The sequence below is a fragment of the Lentzea sp. NPDC059081 genome (assembly GCF_042738015.1).
In the GTDB taxonomy this organism is placed as follows: Bacteria; Actinomycetota; Actinomycetes; order Mycobacteriales; family Pseudonocardiaceae; genus Lentzea.
This window is the reverse complement of sequence record NZ_JBHYGW010000014.1, coordinates 104,354-127,015: the sequence shown is the minus strand read 5'-3', so window position 1 is coordinate 127,015 and position 22,662 is coordinate 104,354. Positions and strand designations below refer to the sequence as shown.

Below are 22,662 nucleotides of genomic sequence, written 5' to 3'. Positions count from 1 at the left end.
CGTCACTCCTCGAGGGCGGAACCGTCGGCGTACTGCGAGATGCGGAAGACCACGAACTCCGCGGGCTTGACCGGGGCGATGCCGACCTCGACGACGAGGAGGCCCTGGTCCCTGCTGTCGGCCGGGTTGTTCTCGGCGTCGCACTTGACGAAGAACGACTCGGCGGGCGTGTTGCCGAACAACGCGCCGTTGCGCCACACCCCGCGCAGGAACATGGTGATCGTGCGCTTCACGGAGTCCCACAGCTTCGGGTCGTTCGGCTCGAACACGACCCAGTTGGTGCCCTGCAGGATCGACTTCTCGACGAAGTTGAAGAGCCGGCGGACGTTGAGGTAGCGCCACTCCGGGTCGCTGGAGAGCGTGCGCGCGCCCCAGACCCTGATGCCCTGTCCCGGAAACGCCCGCAGGCAGTTGACCGAGACCGGGTTGAGCTGGTCGTGCTCGCCCTTGGTGATGGCGAGCTCCAGCGAGATCGCGCCGCGGATCACCTCGTTGGCCGGGGCCTTGTGCACGCCGCGGGTGTCGTCGTTGCGCGCCCAGATCCCCGCCATGTGCCCGCTGGGCGGCACGTGCACCGGCTTGCCGCTGACCGGGTCCATGACCTTGATCCACGGCCAGTACAGCGCCGCGTACTTCGAGTCGTAGCCCGCGCCGTTCACGCGCCAGTCCTTGACCTGCTGGGCGTTGAGCCCCGGCGGGGTGTCGAGGATCGCGACGCGGTCCGCCATCAGCTCGCAGTGCGCGATCATCGCGAGCTGCACGGCCTTCACGCCGTCGAGGTCGAGCCCGCCCTGCGCGTGGCTCATCATCAGGTCCGGCACGCACAGCATGGTGATCTCGTCGATCGCCTCCAGGCCCGCGAACCCGGTGCGGTCGGCGGCGTCGCCGACGTAGTCCTGCGCCCGCACCGACTCCGCCTGAACGGCGGCGGTGAGCGGCACGAGCTCGTTGCGGCGCGGTGCGACCAGTGCGCCGGACGACTTGGTCTCCTCGACGGCGATGAGCTTCGACCGTTGTTTCACCGCGGTGGCCACGTTGTTCTGGCCGCGCTTGAGCGAGACGTTGTCGAACGTCTCCACGACCTCGCCGCCGCGTTTGACGAGCAGCTTGAACGTGTCGTCGGCGTTCTCGCCCGCCTCGGTCACCTCGACCGACAACCCGTCGCCCGCCTCCAGGGCGCGCACGGTGAAGGCGTGCTTGCCCTCGTCGCCGATCGCGGGAACCACGGCACGCGCGGGTTTGCCGTCGTCGGGCTCGGCACCGACGCGCACCACGTAGGCGGCGCCACCGCCGTTGAGGAAGTAGCCGTACACCGCCGGTGCGAGGTACGAACCCGCCGTGAAGTCGCCGAACGTCTGGGTGAACTGGCTCCAGTTGGTCACCAGGGTGGGCGTGTCGAGCGGTCCTCTGGGCGCGAAGCCGACGAAGGCGCAGACGGCGGTGCCGACGCCCTCGATGGGCTTCGACCCGGAGGAGACCTCCTCCATGTAGACACCGGGCGCGAGATAGCTGGGCATGGTCCCTCCTGTCATTGCCGTGATCAACAGCTTTCCCCGGCAGGAACGGGAGATCCCGTGCGAGACGTGCTGCGGCACGGGCAGAGGGCCGCTGCCTGATCAGGCACCGCGGGTGCACCGGCGGGTGCTCGCCCGCCCGCCTCCGCCGCGCGGGCGAGGACCGACGCTGGCAGGCGTGATCCCCGACGTGGACGAAGCGCTGCGGGCGTTGCTGACGGCGTTCCTGCCCGACCGCACCGACATCCGGTTCGACCGGCCTGGTCCGAGACCGGACACCGCCGTGCACCTGCTGCTGCACACCGTGGGCGAGGTGCCGGGCAGCAGACCGTCCGACCCCTGGCAGGACGTGCGCGACGAGAAGGGCGCGGTCGTCGGCCGGCAGCCGGCGCCGTTGTTCTTCCACCTCACCTACACGGTGACGGCACGGGCGGAATCCCCTGCCGTGGAACACGATCTGCTCGACCACGCGGTGCGCGCCTGCGTCACGCACGAGGTGCTGCCGCAGGACCTGCTGCCTCCCGCGCTGGCCGAGACGGGCCTGCCGGTCGGCACGGCCCTGCGCGCCCACGACGACCTCGGCGCCGAGCACCCGTACCTCGTTCTGGACGTGACCGCTCCGCTGGTGCTGCCGGTGGACCACGAGGTGGGCGCGCCGGTCCGGCGGCTGCACCTGGAGGCGGGCCGGGTGGCGCGGACGGGTTCCGAAAGGCGGGTGCGGACGTGGCCCCGGCGCTGAACGAGCCACCGGAGTGGCCGTGGATGAACCAGGTCTCGTTCGCGCTGACGGTCGCCACACTCGGCCTGGCGACCGCGTTCGGCCTGTCCGCGCGCACCCCGCAGGCCGTGCGGACCAGCTCGGAGGAACTGCCGCTCGGACCTCGTGCCACGCCGGTGCCGCCGGTGCCGAGCGAGCCGGTGTCCGCGCCGGACTCCCCCGCGCTCGCCGAGGTCGCACCCGACGCGCTGGCGTCCACCGGCATTCCCGAGGTCGCGTCGCGGGCCTACCACGCGGCGGCCGGCGCGTTGGCCGTGAGCGCTCCCCGGTGCGGGCTCGACTGGTCGTTGCTCGCGGCGATCGGGCGCGTCGAGACCGACCACGGCCGGTTCGGCGGAGCGGTGCTGCGCCAGGACGGGACCACCGCGCCGCCGATCAGGGGCCCGCGGCTCGACGGTCCTCCGTTCGCCGTCGTCACCGACACCGACGGCGGCCGGGTGGACGGCGACCCCGCGTTCGACCGGGCGGTCGGGCCGATGCAGTTCCTGCCGGGCACCTGGCGGGCCGTGCACCCGAAGGGCGACCCGGACAACATCTTCGACGCCGCCGTGGGCGCGGGGCTCTACCTGTGCAGCGGCTCGGCCGTGCTGTCCGATCCGGCGCAGCGACGGGCCGCGGTGTTGCGGTACAACCACTCCGACTCGTACGCGGACACCGTGCTGGCACTGGCCGTCTCGTACCGGGACGGCACGCGGGACGTGCCGCTGGTGATCGCGCTGGCACCGCCGCTCCCGCCGAAGCCGGCGTCCGTGCCGACGTCGTCCGGCGAGCCCTCCACCGCTGTCACGACCATTGCCACGACCACTCCCACGACCGCGCCGCCGTCCACCACCCCGGAACCACCGGCCGCACCGGGCACCCCGCCGTCGTCGGTTCCCCCGTCGTCCAGCGAGCCCGCGCCGCCACCGTCTCTGCTCGATCCGCTGCTCGGCCCGCTGCTCGGGCTGCTGCGGACGATCGTCAGGTGAGGCCCTCGACCTCCACGATCCGGCACGCCATGGCGATCGCCAGCCGTTCGTCCGGGTCGTCGAGGTCCACGTCGAGCAGCTCGCGGATGCGCGCCAGCCGGGCCGTCACGGTGTTGCGGTGCAGCTTCAGCGCTTCCGCGGTGAGGCCGACCGACGACCGGTTGTCGAGGTAGGTGCGCAACGTCTCCAGCAACTGGCCGCCGTTGATCCTGCGGATCGGCGCGAGCATCGAGTCGACGTACGCGCGCAGGTCCGCCGAGTGCTGCCACGACAGCAGGACGCGGGACATGCCGAGCTCGTCGACGTGCTTGACCTTGGTGCCGGTCGACTCGCCGCGGGCGAGCCTGGCCGCGTCGCGCGCCTCGCCGAGCGTGGCCCCGATCCCCGCGATGCCGAGGTGCGGCCGGCCCACCCCGGCGTGCGCGCCCCAGCCCGCGGGCAGCCGGTCGAGCACCCGCGCGACCGTGCGCGTGACCTCCTGCTGGTCCGCGACGGGAGGCGACCCCGCCGCCGTCGTCCACACCGACCAGCCGTCCCGCTGCTCGACCAGCGGGCCGTCCAGGCCCTCGTCGCGCAACGCCTCGCGCACCCGCGCGTACTGCGCCACTACGAAGTCCCTGCTGTCACCGCTGATCGCGGCCGGGCGCAGTCCGATGTGGACACCGGTGTGCCAGCCGTAGAGCCGCCAGCCGGCCGTGACCGCCTGCTGCACCGACTCCCTGCCCACCGCCTCGCCCTTCGCGACGAGCTGGGCCAGCAGCTGGGTGCGGAACCGGTAGTGCTGCTCGGCGGTGAGGCGTTCCTCGGTCAGCCACGCCGCGACCGCGGGCTCCAGCACCGACAGCAGGTCCGCCGCCGAGTCGGCGAGCCGCGGCACCCACGTCGGCACGTGCGTGACCAGCCACGCGATGATGCCGCGCGCCGACTGGGTCTGCACGGGCTGCAGCAGCACCGTGCCGGTGGCGTCCGGCACCTGTTGCGGCACCGCGAGGTCGAGGCGCGCGCCCTTCGGGCACTCCGGCGGGGTGCCGAGCAACGGCGAGCCGTCGGCCGCGATCACCGCCGCGGTGAGGCCCGCGACGTCGTCCAGCGCGGCGAGGATGGCGTCGGGCGAGCGCCGGCGCGACCGCAACCTGCGCACCAGCGACTCGATCTGGCGCGCGGCGGCGATCTCCGGTGAGCGCACCAGCACGGCGAGCGAGTGCCCGAACTCGCGCGAGTCCGCGGTGGACACGGCGATCAGCGGCAGTCCCAGGCGTTCGGCGAGCCGTACCGTGGACAAGACCGGTTCGTCGACGGCGCCCGCGAGCACGATCGCGCTCGCCCCGGCGGCCTCCGCCCGCCGCAGGCCCTGTTCGACGAGGTAGGGCGGCAACGGCTGAAGTCCCTCGTGGACGAGCACCCGGTGCCCGCACTCCGGCACCTCGCCGCCGTCCCACCACGCCACGTCGACGACCTCGCGGCTGGTGCCCAGGCCCCCGGCGAGCAGCTCGGCGTCGCGCAGGAGCGCGGTGGTGAGGAGGTCCCCGACGGTGAGCGGGGTGTCGTTCCGCGTCTTCATCGTCCCCGGCCGGTGGCCGCGGTGTGGGCGAGCGCCATCGTCAGCACCTCCGCGGAGCGGGCCCGCCGTGAACGGCCGAGCGTGACCGAGTTCCCCTTCACTCATTGAGCCACACGAATACCCTTCCTCACCCAATTCGATCCCACGATTGGCCGAAAGGAGTAATGGTCACGCTGCGCATCCGCCTGGCCGCCGGAGTTCTTTCAGGATACGTGCTCATCAGCCGCTGGTGTTTCTTTTGATTGCCGTGATGCGGCCGATGCCGTCGATCGGGGAGACCTTGACGGGCTGGCCGAAAGTCGCGGCGTGGACCGCCCTCGTCCCGTCGATCGCCATCGCGACGTGCGTGACGGGTTCGTGGAAGAACACGAGGTCCCCGGCGCGCACGTCGGCCCTCGCGACCGGCACGCCGACCCTGGCCTGGTCGGCGGCGACCCGCGGGAGGACGACACCCGCCGAGCGGTAGGCGGCCTGCACGAGACCCGAGCAGTCGAACGCGTCCGGGCCCACGCCGCCCCATTCGTACGGCTTGCCCAGCTGCGCGAGGGCGAACGCCACGGCGCGACCCGCGATGTCCTGTCCCACCACGACTTCCGGGGCGACCACCCGTGTCCGCAGCAGGGAGACCTGGTCGGCGGGCAAGGCGTCGAGCGCCGCCCGGACCTCGTCGATCCGCCTGCCCAGCTCCGCGCGGCGAGCGGTCACCTCGGCCGCCGTCGCGGCGGACTTCGCGGTGGCGGCGGCCGCGGCGTCCGATCCCGCCTGCGCCGTCCGCCTGGCCGCGTCGGCGGTGGCGAGCGTGGCCGAGATGCCGGCCCGCACGGTGTCGGCGACCGCACCGGCGAGGCTCGCGCGTTCGGCCGCGAGCTCACCGTCGGCGAACCGGATCCCGTTGTCCCGCACGGCATCCAGCAGGACGACGAACCGTTGCTCGGCCGCGGCAGAGGTGGCGTCCCGCGACGCCCGGTCCCACCGGTCCGCCGCGGCCCGTGCCTCCTCGGCGGCCAGCGCCGCGTCCCGCCGGTGCGCGGCGAGGTCCTCCTCGGCCTTGAGCAGCTGCTCGTTGACGGCCTCTGCGCGCCGGCCGAGGTCGTAGTAGTAGGTGAGCAGGCCTGCGACCGTGGTGGGCGCTTCCTGCGCCACGGACTCAGGCGCGGTGGACAATGCGAACAGGACGCACGCCATCGCCGCACAGGCCCGGTGTGCGATCGGCGGACTCATAAACCGGAAGCTATGCGCTCTCGTCCCGCGAAGCCCCGGACCAGCGGTTGGTCTTCCGGGCAATCCGCGTTGCCTCATCGCGCCGACTAATGCGCACCCGAATTCGCGGCCCGCTTTTCCGCGCGGAATTGTCGCTAAAGTCCGGGGATGGCGTCGAGGCGGGTCGTGCGCGGCCGGGACGTGGTGATCGGTCCCCGGCGCCCCTCGGGCGGCGCGGTCGTGAGCGAGCTCGCGGTGACCGCGGGCCTGGTGCTCGCGCTGCTCGCGGCCTGGGAGGTGTGGGGAAAGGCCGAGCAGTACTCACGACAGCAGGACCGCGTCGACGACCTGCTCGCCCGCCAGTGGGACGACCCGGCGCCCGCGCCGCCGCCCGCCGAGGGGGCGCCGTTCTCCCGCCTGCGCATCCCGCGCCTCGGTCTGGAGTGGACGGTGGTCGAGGGCGTCACCCCCGCGGACCTGCGCACCGGTCCCGGGCACTACCCGGTCACCCAGGAACCGGGTGAGAAGGGGAACTTCGCCGTCGCCGGGCACCGCTCCCCCGGCGTGTTCTGGGACCTCGACCTCCTGCGGCCGGACGACCTTCTGGAGGTCGAGACGCGCACGCGGTGGTTCGACTACCGGGTCAGCGCGGTGCTCGTGGTCAGGCCGGGTGCCGTCGGTGTGCTCGCCCCCGTGCCCGGCGAGCCCGGCGCCACCCCGTCGTGGGCGTCGATCACGCTCACGACCTGCAACCCCAAGTGGGACAACTACCAGCGACTGGTCGTGCACGGACGGCTCGCGGACTCCCGCCCCAAGACGGAGGGCTGACGTGTACGCGTGGGTGTGGCGCAGGCTGCCGGGACCGTTCGCGCTCCGGCTGGTGGTGGCACTGGTCGTGCTGTGCGGTCTGGGCCTGCTCCTGTGGTACGTGGTGTTCCCGCTGCTCGACCCGCTGCTGCCGTTCTCCGACAGCACCGTCGAGGCGCTCAGCCCGCGGTGACGGTGGTGTTGGTCGTGACGAACGAGGCCGTGAAGTTCTTGACCAGCACCGGATCCGGGACCGGCCCGGCGGGGGTGGTCTGGGTCGCGGGCGTCGTCACCGTGAACACCACCGGGAACGGCCCGCCCTTGAGCAGCAGCTTGGGGCCGTTGCTCGTCATCGCGGTCGTGTTGCGGGGCGTGAGCAGGATCTGGACCTTGCCGGTGCCGGGGTTGGTGAACGGCGGCGCGGTGTAGGACAGAGGCTGCCGCACCGCGTCGGGCAGCTCGTCGCCCATGACGCACGCGGGTGAGCCGCCGACCGTCACGGAGGAACTGCTGCCCTTCAACGGAAGCGGGGCCGCCAGCGCCGGAACCACCGCGGGCGGCGCGACCGTGATCCGCAGCACGTCGCCGGACTTGAGCACGAAGTCTCCCACGAGCGCGAGCCTAGGAGGCACCGGTGCCGGTCGGCGACGCCGGCTCGGGCAGCCGAAAGGGCAGCTACAGCACGGGGTCCATCGCGATCTGGAACGCCTCGGGCCCGGACAGCCGCAACGTCTCCGGTGACTTCCACTTCGGGTCGGACGGCAGCCGCACCACGTGCACCGCCTGTCCCCGCCGCACCGTCTCGACGCCCACCAGCTCACCGGACTCGGTGACCACGCAGATGACGTCCGGCGTGGTCGCCACCGCCTCGCCGTTGACCGCGACGACCAGGAACTCGCCCACCATGTCGATCCTGGCGACGTCCCACCGGTTGTCCGCGCCCTCCAGCACCGCCACCGACGGCGAGCTGGTCCGCACGACGTCGACGACCGTGCCGCGGAAGACGACCTCCCCGCCCAGCTCCGCGACCAGATCCGCGGGCGGGTGCGCCGCCGACAACGTCCTGCCGAGCCCGATCGCCCGAGTGACCGAGCCGTTGATCCCGTGCTCGGCCAGGTCGCGGGCGCGCACCGGGGTGGTGGCCACCGCCACCCAGCCGCCGACGGTCGCGCACACCGCGGCCGCGATGCGCGCGACGGCACCGGCGTCGTCCGTCTCGACGGTCACCTGCCCGCCGTCGGCGTCGAGCAGCACGACGGGGGTGAGCGGGAAGCCGGACGCGCTGAGGATCGTCTGGTCGATGCGCGGGAACGCCCTGCCCATCAGGTCGCCGTCGACCAGCGGGACACCGAGGCGGACGGCCGCGAGCACCCCCGCCGCCGCGTTGTGGCCGCCGATCTCGATGGTCGCCACGGCGTCGACGGGCACCTGCCGCCGGTGCGCCACCGCCCTGGCGGCCCTGGCGAGCTCCGTGCCGACCGGCATCGCCTCGCCCGCCGCGAACGGGGCGGCGAGCAGCCCGACGTGCACCACCCACGCGTCCGGCGGCAGGTCCGCCGCCTGGACGAGCGGGACCGCCAGCCCCGGCCCGAGGGACTCGCGCAGCGCCCGGTGCAGGAACCCCGCCCGCGCCGCGTCCCCGCCGGAGCTCAGCACCGCCGAGCCGAGCGCGAGGTCGTCGAGGTGGCCGGAGTCGATCTCCGCGGGGCGCACCCCGTCTGCGGCGCCGGTGCCCGGACGCACATCCATCTCCCCACGTCGTGCCGAGGTGCAGCGGTGGGGCAACGACCCGCGCCCGCACCGGGTTACGCGGCACCGGCCGAACGCGCTCGAATGGCGCAACCACAAGGGAAACGGCGTCGGCACGCCGGCGTCCGCCGCATCGTCCCCCATGGTCCCACGCGTCACGCCGGCCACCCGCGCTGCCCGAAGTGGACGCCGGGCGCGCGGCCGTCCGGCTCATCTTCCCCGATCTTGGTTTGGGCCCGAGCGCGGCTGGGCACAAATCCCCTCAGGCCGGACACGAGCTCGGAGCGGTGGATCATGGTGGAGTCGTACTGGGAGACCGCTCGGACGGGTTTCCTGGCGTTCGTGGGGATCGGGCTGCTGGTGCTCGTTCCCCTCGTGCTGCTGCACTACTGGCGGTTCGGCCGGGTGGAGCCGCGCCGGGCGTTCGTGCTGTACGGCCTGCTGGCCTACGGGCTGGTGGCGCTGGCGTTGATCTTCCTGCCGTTCCCCACGGACGTGTCGAAGCTCTGCCAGGGCGACCAGATGCTGTCCACCGTCCCGTTCCAGTGGGTCACGGACATGCGCAACAACATGGCGGCCTACGGGCGCTCCGGCGTCGGCGCGATGGTGCGGTCGTCGGCGTTCCTCCAGCAGATGTTCAACGTCGCGTTGTTCGTCCCGCTCGGGGTGGTGCTGCGCAAGGCGTACGGCAAGGGGCCGTTCGCCGTCGTGGCCATCGGTCTCGGGATCTCGCTGGCGGTCGAGGTCGTCCAGTACACCGGCAACTTCGGCTACTACCCGTGCCCCTACCGCATCGCCGACGTGGACGACCTCATCTCCAACACGGCCGGCGCGCTGTTCGGGTGGATGATCGCCCCGGTCGCGCTCGTGGTGCCGAGGGTGCCGGACCCGGCCGACTCGGCGGCGCCGCTCGGCACGGTGTCGGTGCCGCGCCGGCTGCTCGGTCTCGTCGCCGACGTGATGGTGGTGCTCGTGATCGCGAAGCTCGCGCTGCCAACGGATCCGCGCTGGGCACTCGGAGTGCTCGCGGTGTTGCGCGTTGTGCTGCCCTCCGCGACCGGCGGTATAACGATTGGTGGATGGCTTGTGGGGTACCGGATTCGCGCCGAGAACGGCTCCGTCGCGAACCCCGCACGCATCGTGTTGAGGGAACTCCTGGGTGTCACCGGGTTGTTGACCTATGCGACTGTCGTATCGCCGCTGATCGACATGGTGCTCGTGGACCTCGTGGCGATCGCCGCGGTCGCATTGTGGACGTTCGTGCTGCCCGTTTTCCGTCGTGATCAACGAGGTTGGCACGAGCGCGTGTCGGGCACCCGCGCCGTCCTGCTCGCCTCGGACAGGTCACGACTGTCCAAACAGGCCTTGCGTACATAGTTTCAGAATGTTTCCATCCCGGGCATGGACATGGGGATGGACATGGGGACGGCCTCGCCGATCACCGCTTACGTCGTGGCTTGTCTTGGCTCTGTGCTTGGTCTTCTGTCCAGTGAACGCGCACGCAACGCGACCGGTCCGTCACGCAAGTGGTGGCTGGTCGTGGCCGCCGTGTCGATCGGCGGGCTCGGCATCTGGGGCATGCACTTCACGGCCATGCTCGGCACGTGGATGGGCGCGACGGTCGCCTACGACATCCCGATCACGTTGCTGAGCATGCTCGTCGCGATCGTGGTCGTCGGCATCGGCCTGTTCCTGGTGCTGCGGCTGGACAACGAGAGCCACGACCGCTGGGCGCCGCTCATCATCGGCGGTGTCGTCACCGGCCTCGGTGTCGCCGCGATGCACTACACCGGCATGGCGGGCATCATCATCGGCGCCACCGTCTCCTACGACCTCCTGATCGTCACGCTCTCCGTCGTGATCGCCGTCGTCGCCGCGACCGCCGCGCTGTGGTTCACGAGGACCGTCCGCGGCCCGCTCGCGGTCCTCGGCGCCGCGCTCGTGATGGGCGTCGCCGTGACGGGCATGCACTACACGGGCATGAAGGCGATGAGGATGACGCTCGACCCGACGGCGCCGACCGTCGTCGACAACTCCTCGGAGCTGATCACGTCGCTGATCATCGGCGGTGCCGGGTTCAGCGTCATCATCATCTTCCTGCTCGCCCTCACCACGTCGGACGAGGAGGCGGCCGAGGACGCCGAGCTGCTCGACCGCGTCATGCGGCGCACCGAGACCCGGCGGCCCGAGCACCGCTGACCCGAGCACCGCTGACCTGGGCACCGCTGACCTGGGCACCGCTGACCTGGGCACCGCTGACCTGGGCACCGCTGGGGCGCTACCGCAGGTGCACCAGCACCATCCCGTCGTTGCCGGGCGCGAGCTCGACCCGGCGGTAGAGCTTGCGCACGTGCGGCTGCTTCAGCATCGCGAGCACCCGGCCGCGCAGCTTGCCCGACCCCTTGCCGGTGATGATCTCGAGCAGCGGCACCCGCTGCCCCGCCGCGCGGAACAGCGCGGCGCGCACGGCCTGGTCGATGTCCTGGTCGTTGCGGAAGACCGGGTGCAGGTCGACGGTCAGCTTGTCCGGCACGGCCCTCATCCTGCCCGAGCGGGCCGGACCGCGCGCGCGGCCGGGACGTGCAGCGCCACCGCGACGACCGCCAGGGTCAGCAGCGCGAACGCCGGGTAGGCCCACCCGAGCGCCGACAGCCAGCCGGGACGGCTGACCGTCCAGATCGTCGGCTGCCGGTCGAGCTGGAACGCGATCACGTCCAGGAACATCACCGGGCACCAGACCGCCAGCAGCACGACCCGTGCCCACGGCACGACTTTCCCGTACGTCAACCAGATCAGCAGCGGCGCGACCCACACCCAGTGGTGGTCCCACGAGATCGGCGACAGCAGCAGCCCGAGGAACTGCACGGTCAGCACGCCGATCAACACGTCACCGGCGCGCACCGCCGAGCGCAACGCGAACAGCGCGACGGCCACGGCCAGCACGGCCGCGACCACCCACGGCCACGACATGCCTACGTCGTGCCCCTCGCTGCGGGACAGGGCGCCGCGCAACGACTGGTTGTGCGCGGTGGCGATCGGCCCGACCCGGCCGGCGTCGCCGAAGAGCACGAACCAGTACCGCTCGGCCTGCTCGAAGTCGACCAGGAAGCCGAGGCCGGCGGTGACCGCGAACGCGACGGCCGACCACACCGCCGCGGCCCAGCGGCGGGTCGCGAGGAAGTAGAGGCCCGAGATCGCCGGGACGAGCTTGACCCCGGACGCCAGCCCGATCCCGGCGCCCGCCACGGGGTCCTCGCGCGCCACCAGCGCGGCCAGCACGACCGCCGCCAGCACCAGGTTGATCTGACCGAACTCGAAGGTGTGGAAGACCGGCATCATCCAGAGCAGCACGGCGGTCCACAGCAGCGCCCGGTCCCGCCACCTCCTGCCGTCCGCCTGCCACGCCTGCCCCGCGACCAGCCGCAACGCCGTGCGCACCAGCCAGTAGAGGCATAGCACCGACAGCACGCGGAAGCTCCACTGGGCGGCGCCCCAGAACAGCCACGTCATCGGCAGGAACACCAGCGCGCCGAACGGCGGGTAGGTGAACGGCAGCGGGAAGTCCGCGGGCGAGTACGGCGAGACCACGTCGTACAGGTCGCCGGTGAGCACGTGCGGTGCCAGCGACCAGTACACGCGCAGGTCCATCGAGTCGTTGCCGAAGCCCGTGACGATCATCCACGTGCGCAGCACCAGCGAGACCGCCAGCAGCCACGGCGCGGCGGTCAGCAGCCACCGCTCCAGCTTCCCCAGGACGTGCAACGCGGTCTGCCTTCTAGTTCGTGCGGAGCGAGGGTGCGCGGTCGCGGAGCAGTCTCGGGACGACCGCGAGGGTGAGCAGCGCCAGCGCCGGGTAGAGCCAGCCGAGCGCGGCGAGCGGCCACGGTCTCGGGATCTCCCAGATCGACGGCTGCAGGTCGATCAGGACCGTGATCAGGTCGGAGCCGATCGCGACCACCCACACCACGGCGAGCACCGGGCTGCGGCGGTCGTAGACGAGCCACAGCACCAACGGCAGCAGCCACAGCCAGTGGTGGCTCCAGGAGATCGGCGAGATCAGCAACCCGAACAGCTGCACGACGACCACGGCCGCAAGCGTGTCCGACGCGCGTACGGCCGCACGCAACGCCAACGCCGTCAGCACCGCCGACACGGCCACCGCGAGCAGCCACGGCCACGACATCTCGACGTCGTGGCCGAGCGAGCGGGACAACGCGCCGCGCAGCGACTGGTTGATGACGGATCCCACCGGCCCGACCCGGTCCGCCGCGCCGAGCAGCTCGAACCAGTAGCGCCACGAGTCCGCCGGCGACGCCAGGAACCCGAGCGCCACGGTGACCGCGAAGCCCGCCACCGACCAGGCCGCCGCGGCGAACCGGCGGGTGGCGAGGAAGTACAACGCGGAGATCGCCGGGGTCAGCTTGAGCCCGGCGCCGACGCCCACACCCAGTCCGGCCACGGACTGCCGGGTCGCGACCACCGCCGCGAACACCCCGGCGACCAGCGGCAGGTTGACCTGTCCGAAGTCGAGGGTCTTGCGCACCGGTTCGGCCCAGACGAACAGCGCCGTCCACAGCAGAGCGCGCCGCGACCACGTGACGTCGAACGGCTGCTCCAGCCTGGCCGCGACGAGCTTCAGCGCCGTGCGCACCAACCACCACAGGCACGCGAGGGACAGCACCTGCCAGACGATCTTCGCGGCCACCCAGGGCAGTGCGGAGAGGGGAAGGACCACCAGCGCGCCGAAGGGCGGGTAGGTGAACGGCAGCGGGAAGTCCGCCGTGAACGGCATGCTGATCGAGTAGAGCTGGTCCGTCAGCAGGTTCGGCGCGAGGCTCCAGTAGACCTTGAGGTCGATCATCTGCCAGTCCGCCGGGTTGCCGAGCACCCGGAGGTGGATGCCGATCGACAGCACCAGCAGCACCGGCGCGAACCTCAGCGCCCGCTCCTCGACCACGCGTTCTTCCCCCACGAAGGAGCAACAGCGAGCCCCAACCTACAGGGGTCACTGACTGCTGATGCTCGCGACCAGGTTGATCGTCGTGGCGAGGACGCCGGTGCCGAAGAGGTACGACAGCAAGGAGTGCTTCAGGGCCGTGCGCCGCATCTCCCTGCCCGAGAGACTGGTGTCGGACACCTGGAACGTCATGCCGATGCTGAAGGCGACGTAGGCGAAGTCGCCGTAGTCGGGCGGTTCGGGCTGGTTGAAGTCGATGCCGCCGTCCGCGCCGTAGTAGTAGAGGCGGGCGTAGCGCAGGGTGAAGATCGTGTGCACGACCGTCCACGACAGCACCACGGACAGCACACCGAGCCCGACGCGCAGCAGTTCGGACGCGCCCGTGGTGTGCGCGGCGCGGGCGAGCACGAACCCGACGGACACGAGGCTCGCGAGGGCGGCGACGATCAGCAGCACCTCGGCGACCCGGCGCGTGGGGTCGTTGCGGACGGCGTGCTGGGCGGTCTCCTCGGCGTCCATCGGCCAGATGACCAGCCACGCCCGGACGAGGTAGACCAGGGTCGCGACGTCCCAGCCGGCCAGCACGCCGAACTCGGCCTGGCCGGCGGCGGTGACGGCGATCCCGCACACGAGCCCCGCCACGACGGCGACCACGACCAGCGTCCGGTCGAGCACGAACCGGTCGGTCGGCGGGCGGGACGGCAGATCATCCGGCATGACCGGCGAAGCTACCGCAGCCGCCCGCCCTGGACCTCTTTAGACGTCGCCGCCCCACGGCACGAGCACCGCTCGGCCCAGCGTGTGGCCGAGGATCGAGAACGACAGCATGGCCGGCGTCGACTCGGGCCCGACGCCCAGCGGGACGACGGACTCGACGTCGAGCGCGTGCACCGCGAGGACGTACCGGTGCTTCGTCCCGGCGGGCGGCGCGGCGCCCAGGTAGCCCTGCACGCGGGCGTCGTTGGCGACGGCGAACGCGGGGCTCGGCGGGGTCGCGCCGGACTCCAGCGACGTGACGCCGACCGGCACGTCGGCCAGCACCCAGTGCCAGAAGCCGGACGGCGTGGGCGCGTCCGGGTCGTACATCGTGACGACGAAGCTCTTCGTCCCGTCCGGGAAGCCGGACCACGACAGCTGCGGCGACACGTCGGCGGCGCCGGGACGGCCGCTCATCGCCGCGTACTGCCCGGCGGGCAGCGGGCTGTCCGCGGCCACGTCCGTGCTGGTCAGCTCGAAGCTCGGGACGGGCGGCAGCGACGCGAAGGGATCGTGCACAACTCACTCCAACTTTTGATCGGCCTTTGTACTTTTAAAAGTTAGCAGCGTTGTCAACTGTCGTATGATCACCTCGTGACCGCCTCCGCCACCCGCAGCGCCAACGTCCAGGCGCTCATCCGCTCCGACATCCTCGGCGGACGTCTGCGGCCCGGTGAGCGGCTGAAGTTCCCGCAGCTGTCCGAGCGCTACGGCGTGAGCACGGGCGCGGTCCGCGAGGCGCTGCTGCGGCTGTCGGCGTTGCGCCTGGTCACGTCCGAGCCGCACCTCGGCTTCCAGGTGCGGAACATCTCCCAGGAGGGGCTCGCGCTGGTCTGCGACGCGCGTGCCGAGCTGGAGTCGCTGGCGCTGCGCAGGGCGATCTCCGACGGCGGCCTGGGCTGGCAGTCGCGGCTGATCGCCGCGCACCACACGTTCCGGCACACCCCGTACGACCAGGAGAGCCAGGACTGGCTCGACGCGCACACCGAGCTGCACCACGTGCTGCTCGCCGGGTGCGCGAACCCGTTGCTGCGCGAGGCGGCCGAGGCGCTGCGCGACGAGGCGGAGCTGTACCGGCGCTGGGCCCGCCCGGTTCCCGGCGATCCGGACCTGCCGGACCCCGAAGGCATGGCGCGGATCCACCAGGAGCTGGTCACGGCCGCGGTCGACGGCGACGCGGACGCCGCCGAGGCCCACCTCCGTTCGATGATCGCGCTCACGGCCCGGCTGAAAGTCGTGCTCGACGACCTCATCTCATCCTGAAGTCTGGTTTAGACCGTCCGGCGCAACGTCCGCGCCCGGCGGCACGTCACCTGATCATGAGCTGGAAAGCACTGAGCACGACCGGTGTGGTCATCGGCGCGGTTCTCGTGGCGGCGACGCCCGCCCACGCGGCCGGCCAGGTCGTCACGCAGGTCCCGGAGACCGACAGGGCCGCGGCGCTCGCCCACTGGACGCCGGAACGGATGAAGGCGACCGGCGAGGGCGACGTGCCGCCGGCCGAGACGATCTCGCAGCCGTACGCCGGACCAGCGCCCGCGGGCGTCGGCAGGCTGTTCGCGTCGACGTCGAAGGGCCAGGACCTCTCGTGTTCGGCGACGGTCGTGCCGAGCGCCACCAAGGACGTGGCGCTGACGGCGGGCCACTGCGTCAACGGCGGCCTGGACCGGTGGGACAACCCGATCAAGATCGTGAACGTCGTGTTCGTGCCGGGCTACGACCACGGCAACGCACCGCACGGCGTGTTCGCGGCACGGGCGTTCGCCTGGTCGGACACCTACACGGGCCCGACCAGCGGCAAGGACGACGACGCGGTGATCGCGCTCGACCCCGCCGACGGCAGGCACGTCGAGGACGCGGCCGGTGCGCAGGACATCTCGTTCGACGAGGTGTCGTCCCCGGCCGCCACGACCACGCTCGGCTACCCCGTGTCACAGCTGAACCGCGGCGAGGCCCTGGTCTCGTGCGGGCAGCCGGCCACGCTGAAGGTCAACTCGGTCGTGTCGTCCTGGCAGACCGGCTGCGACCTGGCAGGCGGGTCGAGCGGCGGCCCGTGGCTGCGCGGCTTCGACCAGGCCACCGGCCGGGGAACGATCTTCTCCGTCACCAGCCGCGGAACGATGAACGAGGACCTCGTGACGACCGACCTGACCGGGTCCGCGTTCACCGACGCCGTGCGGGCGCTCTACGACAGCGCCGACCGGCTCTGAAGTTCACCTACGAGGGAGGGCAAGAGATGAACAGCAAGACCAAGGCAGTGACCGGTGCGGCCGCGTTGTTGGCCGCGGCCGCGCTCCCGCTCGCGGCCGGCGTCGCGTCGGCCAACCCGTCCGACACCCCGTGCGGCCCCGCCGACCTCACCGTCTCGGTGACGGCCGACCCGTCGTCCTCGGCGGGCCAGGAGGCCTACGTGATCCGCTACGACGCCGCCGGCCAGAACACCAACTGCCGGCTGGAGGGCGTGCCGACGGCCGTGACGTTCACGAAGGGCAGCGGGCACGGCGAGGGTGACGGCAGCGGCATCGAGGTCGTGCCGGACGCGCCGCAGGCAGACCCGGTGCCGGTCAACGTGCGGCCGGGGCACTCCGCTCAGTCGCGGATCCTGATGTCCTCGCAGGACCCGGTCACGTTCGTGCCGGATGTGGTCAACCTCAACCTGCCGACGACCGACGGGTACACGGTGACCGTGCCGTGGCCGGCCGGTGGGCCGCTGAAGGGTGAGTCCGTCGAGGTGACGGCCGTGTCCGCGGTCTGAGATCCTCATCCGGTGCCGTGGAGGAAGTTCCCGTGCGGGGACTTCCTCCACGGCACCAGCGCGCTGAACGGCCAATACGAAACACCATCGGACACGAAAAGAATTCCGCCCACTTCCCCGTCCAGTCCAATTCGGACGGTTGATGGCACTCCCCCGCGCCCGCCGTTCGATTCGCGCGGGCACCTGTCCGAATTCCGGACGTCAACGCGCGCAGTAGGCCGCACATACCCCGCACCAGGGCCATCGGACCCGTGTTGGGCAGGTCCAGACAGCCCAGAACATCTTTTTATTACATCAACTTCGTATGCGTGGATTGTTCGTGTTGACTACTCTCGATAGGGTCCGCGTATCACTGCGGGCATGACGTGAGGCGGCATTCTTTGATCGGGCAGCGACCGCCCTCGGACTCGGATCTGATCGACGCCGTTCGTGAAGGCAAGGTAGAGGCCTACGGCAAGCTTTACGAACGCCACGTGCGATCAGCGAACATCCTCGCGATGCAACTGTCGACGTCGTCCGCCGACGCAGACGACCTGGTCGCCGACGCGTTCGCCAAGGTCCTCGCCGCGCTGCGGTCGGGCGGGGGGCCGGGAACCGCTTTCCGGCCGTACCTGCTGACAGCGGTGCGGCACGCGGCGTACGACAAGACGCGCAAGGAGAAGCGGCTCGAGCTGGCCGGCGACGTCGAGGAGGTGCCCGGCGCCACCAAGGCGACCAGCGTGCCGTTCCGCGACAAGGCGGTCGAGGACCTCGACCAGGCGCTGGCCGCCAGCGCGTTCGCCACGCTCCCCGAGCGGTGGCAGACCGTGCTGTGGCACACCGCGATCGAGGGCCAGTCGCCCGGCGAGATCGCGCCGCTGCTCGGGCTGACGCCCAACGGCGTCTCCGCGATGGCGTTCCGTGCGCGCGAGGGTCTGCGCAAGGCGTTCCTGCAGGCGCACGTGCAGCAGGAACCCGCGGAGAGCTGCCGCGCCACCGTGACCAAGCTCGGTTCGTGGACGCGCGGTGGCCTCAAGGGACGCGAGGCCGTGCAGCTCGACGCGCACATGGACGAGTGCGCCGAGTGCCGCAAGCTGGCCAGCGAACTGGCCGATGTCAACGGCGCGTTGCGCGGTCTCGTCGCGCCCATCGTGCTCGGCACCGGCACCACCGGCTACCTGGCCGCGGCCGCCACGGCGACCAAGGGCGCGGCGATCACCCTCAGCGCGTCCTCCTGGCTGGGCGTCGCCGCCTCGGCCGCCGCCGTCGTGGTCGTCGCCGCCTCGGGCGTGGTCTCCTCCGACGACTCCGGCGCGTCGACCCCCGGCGCCGCCCCGCAGCTCACGTCGAGCACCGTCGCGGGTTCCGCGCAGCAGGAACCCGGCCAGCCGGGCACCACCAAGAACGCGAGCAACGCCCCCACCGCGGGCTCGAACGGCTCCGCGGCACCGGGCACCGAGTCGAACGCGAACGGCGGCACGGACACGGCGGTCGTGGTGGTCACGACGACCACGACCGCCGTGTTCGTGCCCGCCAACAACGCCCCGCTGTCGGGCAGCGCGCCGGAGAGCATCTCGATGACGACCGAGGGTCCCGCCAACGAGATGAACATCAGCATCACCAACAACGGCTCCGCCCCCACGACGCTGCCGACGCTGACGCTCACCATGCCGGACAAGATCAAGACGGTCGGGCCGGGCAAGGTGAACGCGGGCTTCGTCGGCTGCCCGGCCGGCAAGGGCACGGTGGTCTGCGACGGCGGCGGCCAGACGCTCGCGCCGGGCCAGACGCTCACGTACCGGGCGCGGCTGCAGGCGGGTCCGAAAGCCGGCAACGGGGTCATCAACGGGGTCGCGGGCCCCGTGACGGTGAGCATCCCCATCACGATCAGCTAGCGGCGCAGGAGGGTGCCGGCGAGAAGCGGCTGCCGTCGTCGGCCGCGGACTGCTGCAACGAGGGGATCCTGACGCTGACCACTTCCTGCGTGGTCAGCGGTCCACTACCAATGTCGTGTGGAGCACCTCTACTGGGATCTCGGATCATTCGCAGGCGGCGCTCGCTTTGAGGTGACGTTGCGCGGCTCTGCGGCGCGAGTTTGCCTCATGGACGTCGACCACTACCAGGCGTACCTCGACGGTGACGAGTACGAGTACCACGGCGACTTCTGCAACGTCAGCCCCGTGGTGCTGGAGGTGCCCTACGACGACCGCTGGTACCTCGTCGTCGACAGCTACAGCAGTCGGATCAAAGTCGAGGTTGACCAACTCTTCGATTGATCCGGCACGCCCATCGTGACGCAGCCTCGCACCAGCCGTCGCGGAGCTGTGCCCCGTCGGGCGCCCGCCGCGCCGCCAGTCCACTTCGGACAGCGGGAAACGCCTGCACACCGCACCATGGGCGGGTGGAAGAGCTGACGGCGGCACTCACCGGCCTGGAGGCGCCCTTCCGCACGCTCGTCGACGACTCGGAGTGGGCGCACGCGAGCGTCGAGGGCCTGGTCCTCGACCTCGGCACGTGGTGGACCGCCGACGCCGCGACGCGCCTGCAACCGCAGGTGACGTTCAGCGACGCGTTCAGCGAGGCCGCACGGCACCAGGACGGCGTGTACGTCGAGGGCTACGTCTGGCTGGACGGCGCACCGACGCCCGCCGCGTGGTGCGGAAGAGACGGCCGGATCATCTACGGACCGCGTGCCGACGCCCACCTCGGTGTGCCGCTGTCGCCCCACTTCTGCCGCCGCGTCCAGCAGCGCAACGGCACCGCGGCGGTGCTGATGAGCAAGCACCCCAGGCTGTTGCCGTTGTTGCGGGACGGGCTGCCGCGCGGTGCCGTTCTTCCCGGCGGCAGGCCCGGTCCCCGGTCAGGTGCCTAGCGCGGCGAAGCGGGCGTCGGCCTCCTGCTGGTGGCGGGCGGCCTCGGCCGGGTCGGCGACGGCGCGGGCGAGGTGCTTGTGCGCGTTCGCCGCCTCGCGCGGGTCGTCGATGCGTTCGGCCAGCTCCAACGCCTCGCGCAACGGCCCCACTGCCTCCGCCGGGCGTCCGGCTGCCGTGAGCACGTCGCCGAGGTAGTTGAGCACCACCGTCTCCGTCGTGACGTCACCGATCGCGCGCACCGCCGCCAGTGCCGACGTCAACGCCTCCAACGCCTCGGTGTGCCGGCCCATGGCGTGCAGGATCATGCCCAGCGCGCTCTGCGTGTCCGCCTCGTCGCGACGGCTACCCATTTCGCGCATCAGCGCCAACGCCGACGTGCACGCCCGCAGCGCCTCGTCGTAGCGGCCGGCGGCGCTGTAGATGTTGCTGACGTTGCTCATCGCCTGCGACTCGAGATGCCGGTCGCCGAGCTCGCGGGCCACCGCGATCGCCTGTTCGAGCAGCTCGGCGGCCTCGGCGTTGCGGCCGATGCTGCGGTAGACCAGCGACAGGTTGTTCAGCGTGCCCGCCACGCCCTGGAGATCGCCCAGCTCGCGGAGCATCTCGATCGCGCGCTCGTTGTAGTGGATCGCCTTCGGGTACTGGGCGGTCTGCCAGAACACCATCGCGTAGTTCTTCGTGGTGATCGCGAGCGCCGCAGGGTTGCCCTCCGCCGCCTTGAGCCCCAGCTCGTTGATCGTGGCCCAGTCACGCGTGTGCCCGCGCACCATGCAGAAGAACGTCAACGCGCGCGCGAGCTGCCATGTGTGCGTGTGCCACCCACCTTCGAGTGACAACGCTGCCGCTGCGACGAGCGTCTGCCGTTCGGTCTCCAGCCACTCCACCGCGTGGTCGTAGTCGCGCAGCACGAGCCGCGACGCCGGGCGGTAGGTGATGTCGACCTCGTACCGGCGGGCGGCGGGCGACATCAGCCGCGTCGCCTGGTTCGCGGTGTCCAGGAAGTGGTCGAGCAGCCGGGTCAGCGGCTCGCGTGACGAGTCCACCTGCGACTGCGCGTACTGCCGCAGCAGGTCGTGCATCCGGTAGCGGCCGAGGGTGGTCGTCTCCAGCAGGTGCACGTCGACGAGGTCCTCGAGCATCCCGTCGCACTCCAGCAGGTCGAGCGCGCCGAGCGCGGCCGCCTGGTCGACGTCGAAGTCCGTGCCGTGGTGCAGTCCCAGCAGGCCGAAGAGCGCCTGGTGTTCCGCGGGGAGCTGACCGAACGACAGCGCGAACACCGCGTCCAGCTCGGATAATCGTCCCTCGCGCAACCGCGTCGCGAGGTGGGCGGTCGTCCAAGTCGGACGGCTGCGCAACCGTCCCGCGGCCAGGCGCACGGCCAGCGGCAGCCGGCCGCACAGCTCCACGACCTCGCGGGCCGCCTCGTCCGTGCCGCGGTCGTCGCCGACGATCGTGGCGAACAGCTGCAACGCCTCCGCCTCGGACAGCACGTCCAGCGTGAGCGTGGACGTGCCCTCCAGCTCGACCAGCCGCGCCCGTGACGTGACCAGCACCAACGACCCCGGCACACCCGGTAGCAGCGGCCGCACCTGGTCGGCGCTCGCCGCGTTGTCCAGCACCACGAGCAGCCGTCGGCGCGACAGCTCCGCACGCCACATGGCCGCGCGTTCGTCGAGGCTGACCGGGATGTCCTCCAGACCGAGCGCGCGCAGCAGCACGTCGAGCGCGTCCGTCGGTTCGATGGGCGCGCGTCCGGCCGTGTGTGCGTGCAGGTCGATGAACAGCTGACCGTCCGGATATTCCAACCGGTGCGCGAGGTGCACGGCCAGCGTCGTCTTGCCGACGCCGGGCATGCCGTCGATCGCGGAGATCACGACCGCCGACTTGCCCGTGACGGCCCTGGTCAGCCGGTCGATCTCGGCCGTGCGCCCGGTGAAGTCGGCGACGTCGCGCGGCAGCGTGTTGAGCGTCGGCCGGGGTTCGTCACCGCGCAGCAGCCGCTCGTGCAGCTCCCGCAGGTCGGCGCCCGGATCGGTGCCCAGCTCCTCGGCCAGCAGCACGCGCACGTCCTCGAACGCCTGCAACGCCTCGGCCGGCCGGCCCGTCCGGTGCAGCGCGTGCATCAGCTGCAGCCACAGCTGTTCGCGCAACGGGAACTGCTTGGTGAGCCGCCGCAGCTCGGCGATCAGCCGGTCGCCCTGGCCCAGCTCGATCGCCAGGCGCGCGTGCTGCTCGGCTACGGTGAGCCGCCGTTCCTGCAGCAGCGTGAGCTCCGCGACCAGGCGCGGCCCGACCGCGAGACCGTCGAGCGCCGGGCCACGCCACAACGCCAGCGCATCCCCGTACTTCGCGACCGCCGTGCGGTGGTCCCCCTCCTTCACCGCGGCGTCGGCGGCCGCGCGCAGCTGCTCGAAGACGCCGACGTCGATGTCGTCGGCCGGCACCTTCAGCCGGTACCCGCCGGGCACCGTCACGAGGTCGTCCCCCACGAGCTTGCGCAGGGCCGCCACGTAGGTGCGGATGTTGGAGTCCGGTGCCGCGGGTGGGGACTCCCACACCGCCTCACTCAGGTGTTCGACGCTGACCGTCTCGTTGGCGTGCAGTGCCAACGCCGCCAGCAGTGCTCTTTGCCGGGGTCCGCCCAGCCGCAGTTCCACGCCCCCGCGCCAGATCTGCAGCGGCCCCAGAAGCCGATACCGCAACTGACCCTCCTCGGGGACGCATGGTGCCAGAACTGGGCCAAGCTGTGCGGAATTTGTGCGGAC

General features: G+C 71.6%; 23 protein-coding genes. 12 read left to right on the top strand and 11 right to left on the bottom strand.

Annotation, left to right across the window (positions count from 1 at the left end):
- Positions 1–2 precede the first annotated feature (2 nt).
- Positions 3–1,517 (bottom strand): phage tail sheath family protein, encoded by a 1,515-nt coding sequence (locus ACFWV3_RS27990; RefSeq protein ID WP_382415272.1) that lies wholly within the window; start codon positions 1,515–1,517, stop codon positions 3–5.
- Between the two features lie 175 nt (positions 1,518–1,692).
- On the opposite strand from ACFWV3_RS27990, the gene ACFWV3_RS27985 reads away from it, so the two are divergent.
- Complete coding sequence (locus ACFWV3_RS27985; RefSeq protein WP_382415270.1) at positions 1,693–2,253, top strand: Pvc16 family protein; 561 nt, start codon at positions 1,693–1,695, stop codon at positions 2,251–2,253.
- The gene (locus ACFWV3_RS27980; protein WP_382415268.1) at positions 2,238–3,260 is read left to right on the top strand and encodes a lytic transglycosylase; all 1,023 of its coding nucleotides are present in this window, start codon (positions 2,238–2,240) and stop codon (positions 3,258–3,260) included. Before ACFWV3_RS27985 ends, ACFWV3_RS27980 begins: the two co-directional genes overlap by 16 nt.
- Here ACFWV3_RS27980 and ACFWV3_RS27975 read toward each other — a convergent pair.
- Both ACFWV3_RS27975 and ACFWV3_RS27970 read right to left on the bottom strand, forming a co-directional pair.
- Entirely contained in the window at positions 3,253–4,821 is a 1,569-nt protein-coding gene (locus ACFWV3_RS27975) for a helix-turn-helix domain-containing protein (RefSeq protein ID WP_382415267.1), read from the bottom strand. The two genes, ACFWV3_RS27980 and ACFWV3_RS27975, sit on opposite strands and share 8 nt — an antisense overlap.
- A gap of 219 nt (positions 4,822–5,040) precedes the next feature.
- Complete coding sequence (locus tag ACFWV3_RS27970) at positions 5,041–6,042, bottom strand: C40 family peptidase (protein ID WP_382415266.1); 1,002 nt, start codon at positions 6,040–6,042, stop codon at positions 5,041–5,043.
- A gap of 147 nt (positions 6,043–6,189) precedes the next feature.
- Here ACFWV3_RS27970 and ACFWV3_RS27965 point away from each other — a divergent pair, with 147 nt between their 5' ends.
- Positions 6,190–6,849 carry a class E sortase gene (locus tag ACFWV3_RS27965; RefSeq protein WP_382415264.1) on the top strand — a complete coding sequence of 220 codons (660 nt, stop codon included), beginning with the start codon at positions 6,190–6,192 and terminating at the stop codon, positions 6,847–6,849.
- Between the two features lies 1 nt (position 6,850).
- The gene (locus tag ACFWV3_RS27960; protein WP_382415262.1) at positions 6,851–7,021 is read left to right on the top strand and encodes a hypothetical protein; all 171 of its coding nucleotides are present in this window, start codon (positions 6,851–6,853) and stop codon (positions 7,019–7,021) included.
- Here ACFWV3_RS27960 and ACFWV3_RS27955 read toward each other — a convergent pair.
- Positions 7,008–7,439 carry a hypothetical protein gene (locus tag ACFWV3_RS27955; protein WP_382415261.1) on the bottom strand — a complete coding sequence of 144 codons (432 nt, stop codon included), beginning with the start codon at positions 7,437–7,439 and terminating at the stop codon, positions 7,008–7,010. The two genes, ACFWV3_RS27960 and ACFWV3_RS27955, sit on opposite strands and share 14 nt — an antisense overlap.
- 64 nt (positions 7,440–7,503) lie before the next feature.
- Positions 7,504–8,577 (bottom strand): DUF917 domain-containing protein, encoded by a 1,074-nt coding sequence (locus ACFWV3_RS27950; protein ID WP_382415259.1) that lies wholly within the window; start codon positions 8,575–8,577, stop codon positions 7,504–7,506.
- 294 nt (positions 8,578–8,871) lie between these two features.
- Here ACFWV3_RS27950 and ACFWV3_RS27945 point away from each other — a divergent pair, with 294 nt between their 5' ends.
- Together ACFWV3_RS27945 and ACFWV3_RS27940 are read left to right on the top strand one after the other, a co-directional pair.
- Complete coding sequence (locus tag ACFWV3_RS27945; protein WP_382415257.1) at positions 8,872–9,954, top strand: VanZ family protein; 1,083 nt, start codon at positions 8,872–8,874, stop codon at positions 9,952–9,954.
- Positions 9,955–10,116: 162 nt separating this feature from the next.
- On the top strand, positions 10,117–10,776 hold the full coding sequence (locus tag ACFWV3_RS27940) for an MHYT domain-containing protein (RefSeq protein WP_382415256.1): 660 nt from the start codon (positions 10,117–10,119) through the stop codon (positions 10,774–10,776).
- Positions 10,777–10,855: 79 nt separating this feature from the next.
- Here ACFWV3_RS27940 and ACFWV3_RS27935 read toward each other — a convergent pair whose 3' ends face one another.
- From ACFWV3_RS27935 to ACFWV3_RS27915, 5 genes are read right to left on the bottom strand one after another with little or no spacing between them, the layout of a single operon-like run.
- Positions 10,856–11,119 carry a Smr/MutS family protein gene (locus ACFWV3_RS27935; protein ID WP_382415254.1) on the bottom strand — a complete coding sequence of 88 codons (264 nt, stop codon included), beginning with the start codon at positions 11,117–11,119 and terminating at the stop codon, positions 10,856–10,858.
- Complete coding sequence (locus ACFWV3_RS27930) at positions 11,116–12,339, bottom strand: glycosyltransferase 87 family protein (RefSeq protein ID WP_382415252.1); 1,224 nt, start codon at positions 12,337–12,339, stop codon at positions 11,116–11,118. The genes ACFWV3_RS27935 and ACFWV3_RS27930 overlap by 4 nt, the downstream gene beginning before the upstream one ends.
- A gap of 13 nt (positions 12,340–12,352) precedes the next feature.
- The gene (locus tag ACFWV3_RS27925) at positions 12,353–13,534 is read right to left on the bottom strand and encodes a glycosyltransferase 87 family protein (protein ID WP_382415250.1); all 1,182 of its coding nucleotides are present in this window, start codon (positions 13,532–13,534) and stop codon (positions 12,353–12,355) included.
- 48 nt (positions 13,535–13,582) lie between these two features.
- Positions 13,583–14,251: a DUF1345 domain-containing protein gene (locus ACFWV3_RS27920; protein ID WP_382415248.1), complete on the bottom strand. Its 669-nt coding sequence runs from the start codon at positions 14,249–14,251 to the stop codon at positions 13,583–13,585.
- A 39-nt stretch (positions 14,252–14,290) separates the two neighbouring features.
- Positions 14,291–14,809 (bottom strand): YbhB/YbcL family Raf kinase inhibitor-like protein, encoded by a 519-nt coding sequence (locus ACFWV3_RS27915; protein WP_382415246.1) that lies wholly within the window; start codon positions 14,807–14,809, stop codon positions 14,291–14,293.
- A gap of 75 nt (positions 14,810–14,884) precedes the next feature.
- Here ACFWV3_RS27915 and ACFWV3_RS27910 point away from each other — a divergent pair, with 75 nt between their 5' ends.
- The 6 genes from ACFWV3_RS27910 (at position 14,885) to ACFWV3_RS27885 (ending at position 19,896) form a co-directional block, all read left to right on the top strand.
- Complete coding sequence (locus ACFWV3_RS27910; protein WP_382415244.1) at positions 14,885–15,553, top strand: GntR family transcriptional regulator; 669 nt, start codon at positions 14,885–14,887, stop codon at positions 15,551–15,553.
- 56 nt (positions 15,554–15,609) lie between these two features.
- Entirely contained in the window at positions 15,610–16,500 is an 891-nt protein-coding gene (locus ACFWV3_RS27905; RefSeq protein WP_382415242.1) for a trypsin-like serine peptidase, read from the top strand.
- Between the two features lie 26 nt (positions 16,501–16,526).
- Positions 16,527–17,045, top strand: coding sequence for a DUF4232 domain-containing protein (locus ACFWV3_RS27900; protein ID WP_382415241.1), 519 nt, complete (start codon positions 16,527–16,529; stop codon positions 17,043–17,045).
- A gap of 365 nt (positions 17,046–17,410) precedes the next feature.
- Positions 17,411–18,919 (top strand): sigma-70 family RNA polymerase sigma factor, encoded by a 1,509-nt coding sequence (locus ACFWV3_RS27895; protein ID WP_382415240.1) that lies wholly within the window; start codon positions 17,411–17,413, stop codon positions 18,917–18,919.
- Between the two features lie 117 nt (positions 18,920–19,036).
- Positions 19,037–19,300 carry a DUF1883 domain-containing protein gene (locus ACFWV3_RS27890; RefSeq protein ID WP_382415238.1) on the top strand — a complete coding sequence of 88 codons (264 nt, stop codon included), beginning with the start codon at positions 19,037–19,039 and terminating at the stop codon, positions 19,298–19,300.
- Positions 19,301–19,425: 125 nt separating this feature from the next.
- Positions 19,426–19,896 (top strand): hypothetical protein, encoded by a 471-nt coding sequence (locus ACFWV3_RS27885; protein ID WP_382415237.1) that lies wholly within the window; start codon positions 19,426–19,428, stop codon positions 19,894–19,896.
- Here ACFWV3_RS27885 and ACFWV3_RS27880 read toward each other — a convergent pair.
- Positions 19,885–22,599 (bottom strand): tetratricopeptide repeat protein, encoded by a 2,715-nt coding sequence (locus ACFWV3_RS27880; protein ID WP_382415235.1) that lies wholly within the window; start codon positions 22,597–22,599, stop codon positions 19,885–19,887. The genes ACFWV3_RS27885 and ACFWV3_RS27880 overlap by 12 nt on opposite strands.
- Between the last annotated feature and the right edge of the window lie 63 nt (positions 22,600–22,662).

What these genes read in the sequence shown, in the direction of transcription:
- ACFWV3_RS27950 (WP_382415259.1), bottom strand. Translation starts at nt 8,577, where the DNA reads ATGGATGTGCGTCCGGGCACCGGCGCCGCAGACGGGGTGCGCCCCGCG.
- ACFWV3_RS27905 (WP_382415242.1), top strand. Translation starts at nt 15,610, where the DNA reads ATGAGCTGGAAAGCACTGAGCACGACCGGTGTGGTCATCGGCGCGGTT.
- ACFWV3_RS27935 (WP_382415254.1), bottom strand. Translation starts at nt 11,119, where the DNA reads ATGAGGGCCGTGCCGGACAAGCTGACCGTCGACCTGCACCCGGTCTTC.
- ACFWV3_RS27990 (WP_382415272.1), bottom strand. Translation starts at nt 1,517, where the DNA reads ATGCCCAGCTATCTCGCGCCCGGTGTCTACATGGAGGAGGTCTCCTCC.
- ACFWV3_RS27945 (WP_382415257.1), top strand. Translation starts at nt 8,872, where the DNA reads ATGGTGGAGTCGTACTGGGAGACCGCTCGGACGGGTTTCCTGGCGTTC.
- ACFWV3_RS27965 (WP_382415264.1), top strand. Translation starts at nt 6,190, where the DNA reads ATGGCGTCGAGGCGGGTCGTGCGCGGCCGGGACGTGGTGATCGGTCCC.
- ACFWV3_RS27900 (WP_382415241.1), top strand. Translation starts at nt 16,527, where the DNA reads ATGAACAGCAAGACCAAGGCAGTGACCGGTGCGGCCGCGTTGTTGGCC.
- ACFWV3_RS27920 (WP_382415248.1), bottom strand. Translation starts at nt 14,251, where the DNA reads ATGCCGGATGATCTGCCGTCCCGCCCGCCGACCGACCGGTTCGTGCTC.
- ACFWV3_RS27975 (WP_382415267.1), bottom strand. Translation starts at nt 4,821, where the DNA reads ATGAAGACGCGGAACGACACCCCGCTCACCGTCGGGGACCTCCTCACC.
- ACFWV3_RS27970 (WP_382415266.1), bottom strand. Translation starts at nt 6,042, where the DNA reads ATGAGTCCGCCGATCGCACACCGGGCCTGTGCGGCGATGGCGTGCGTC.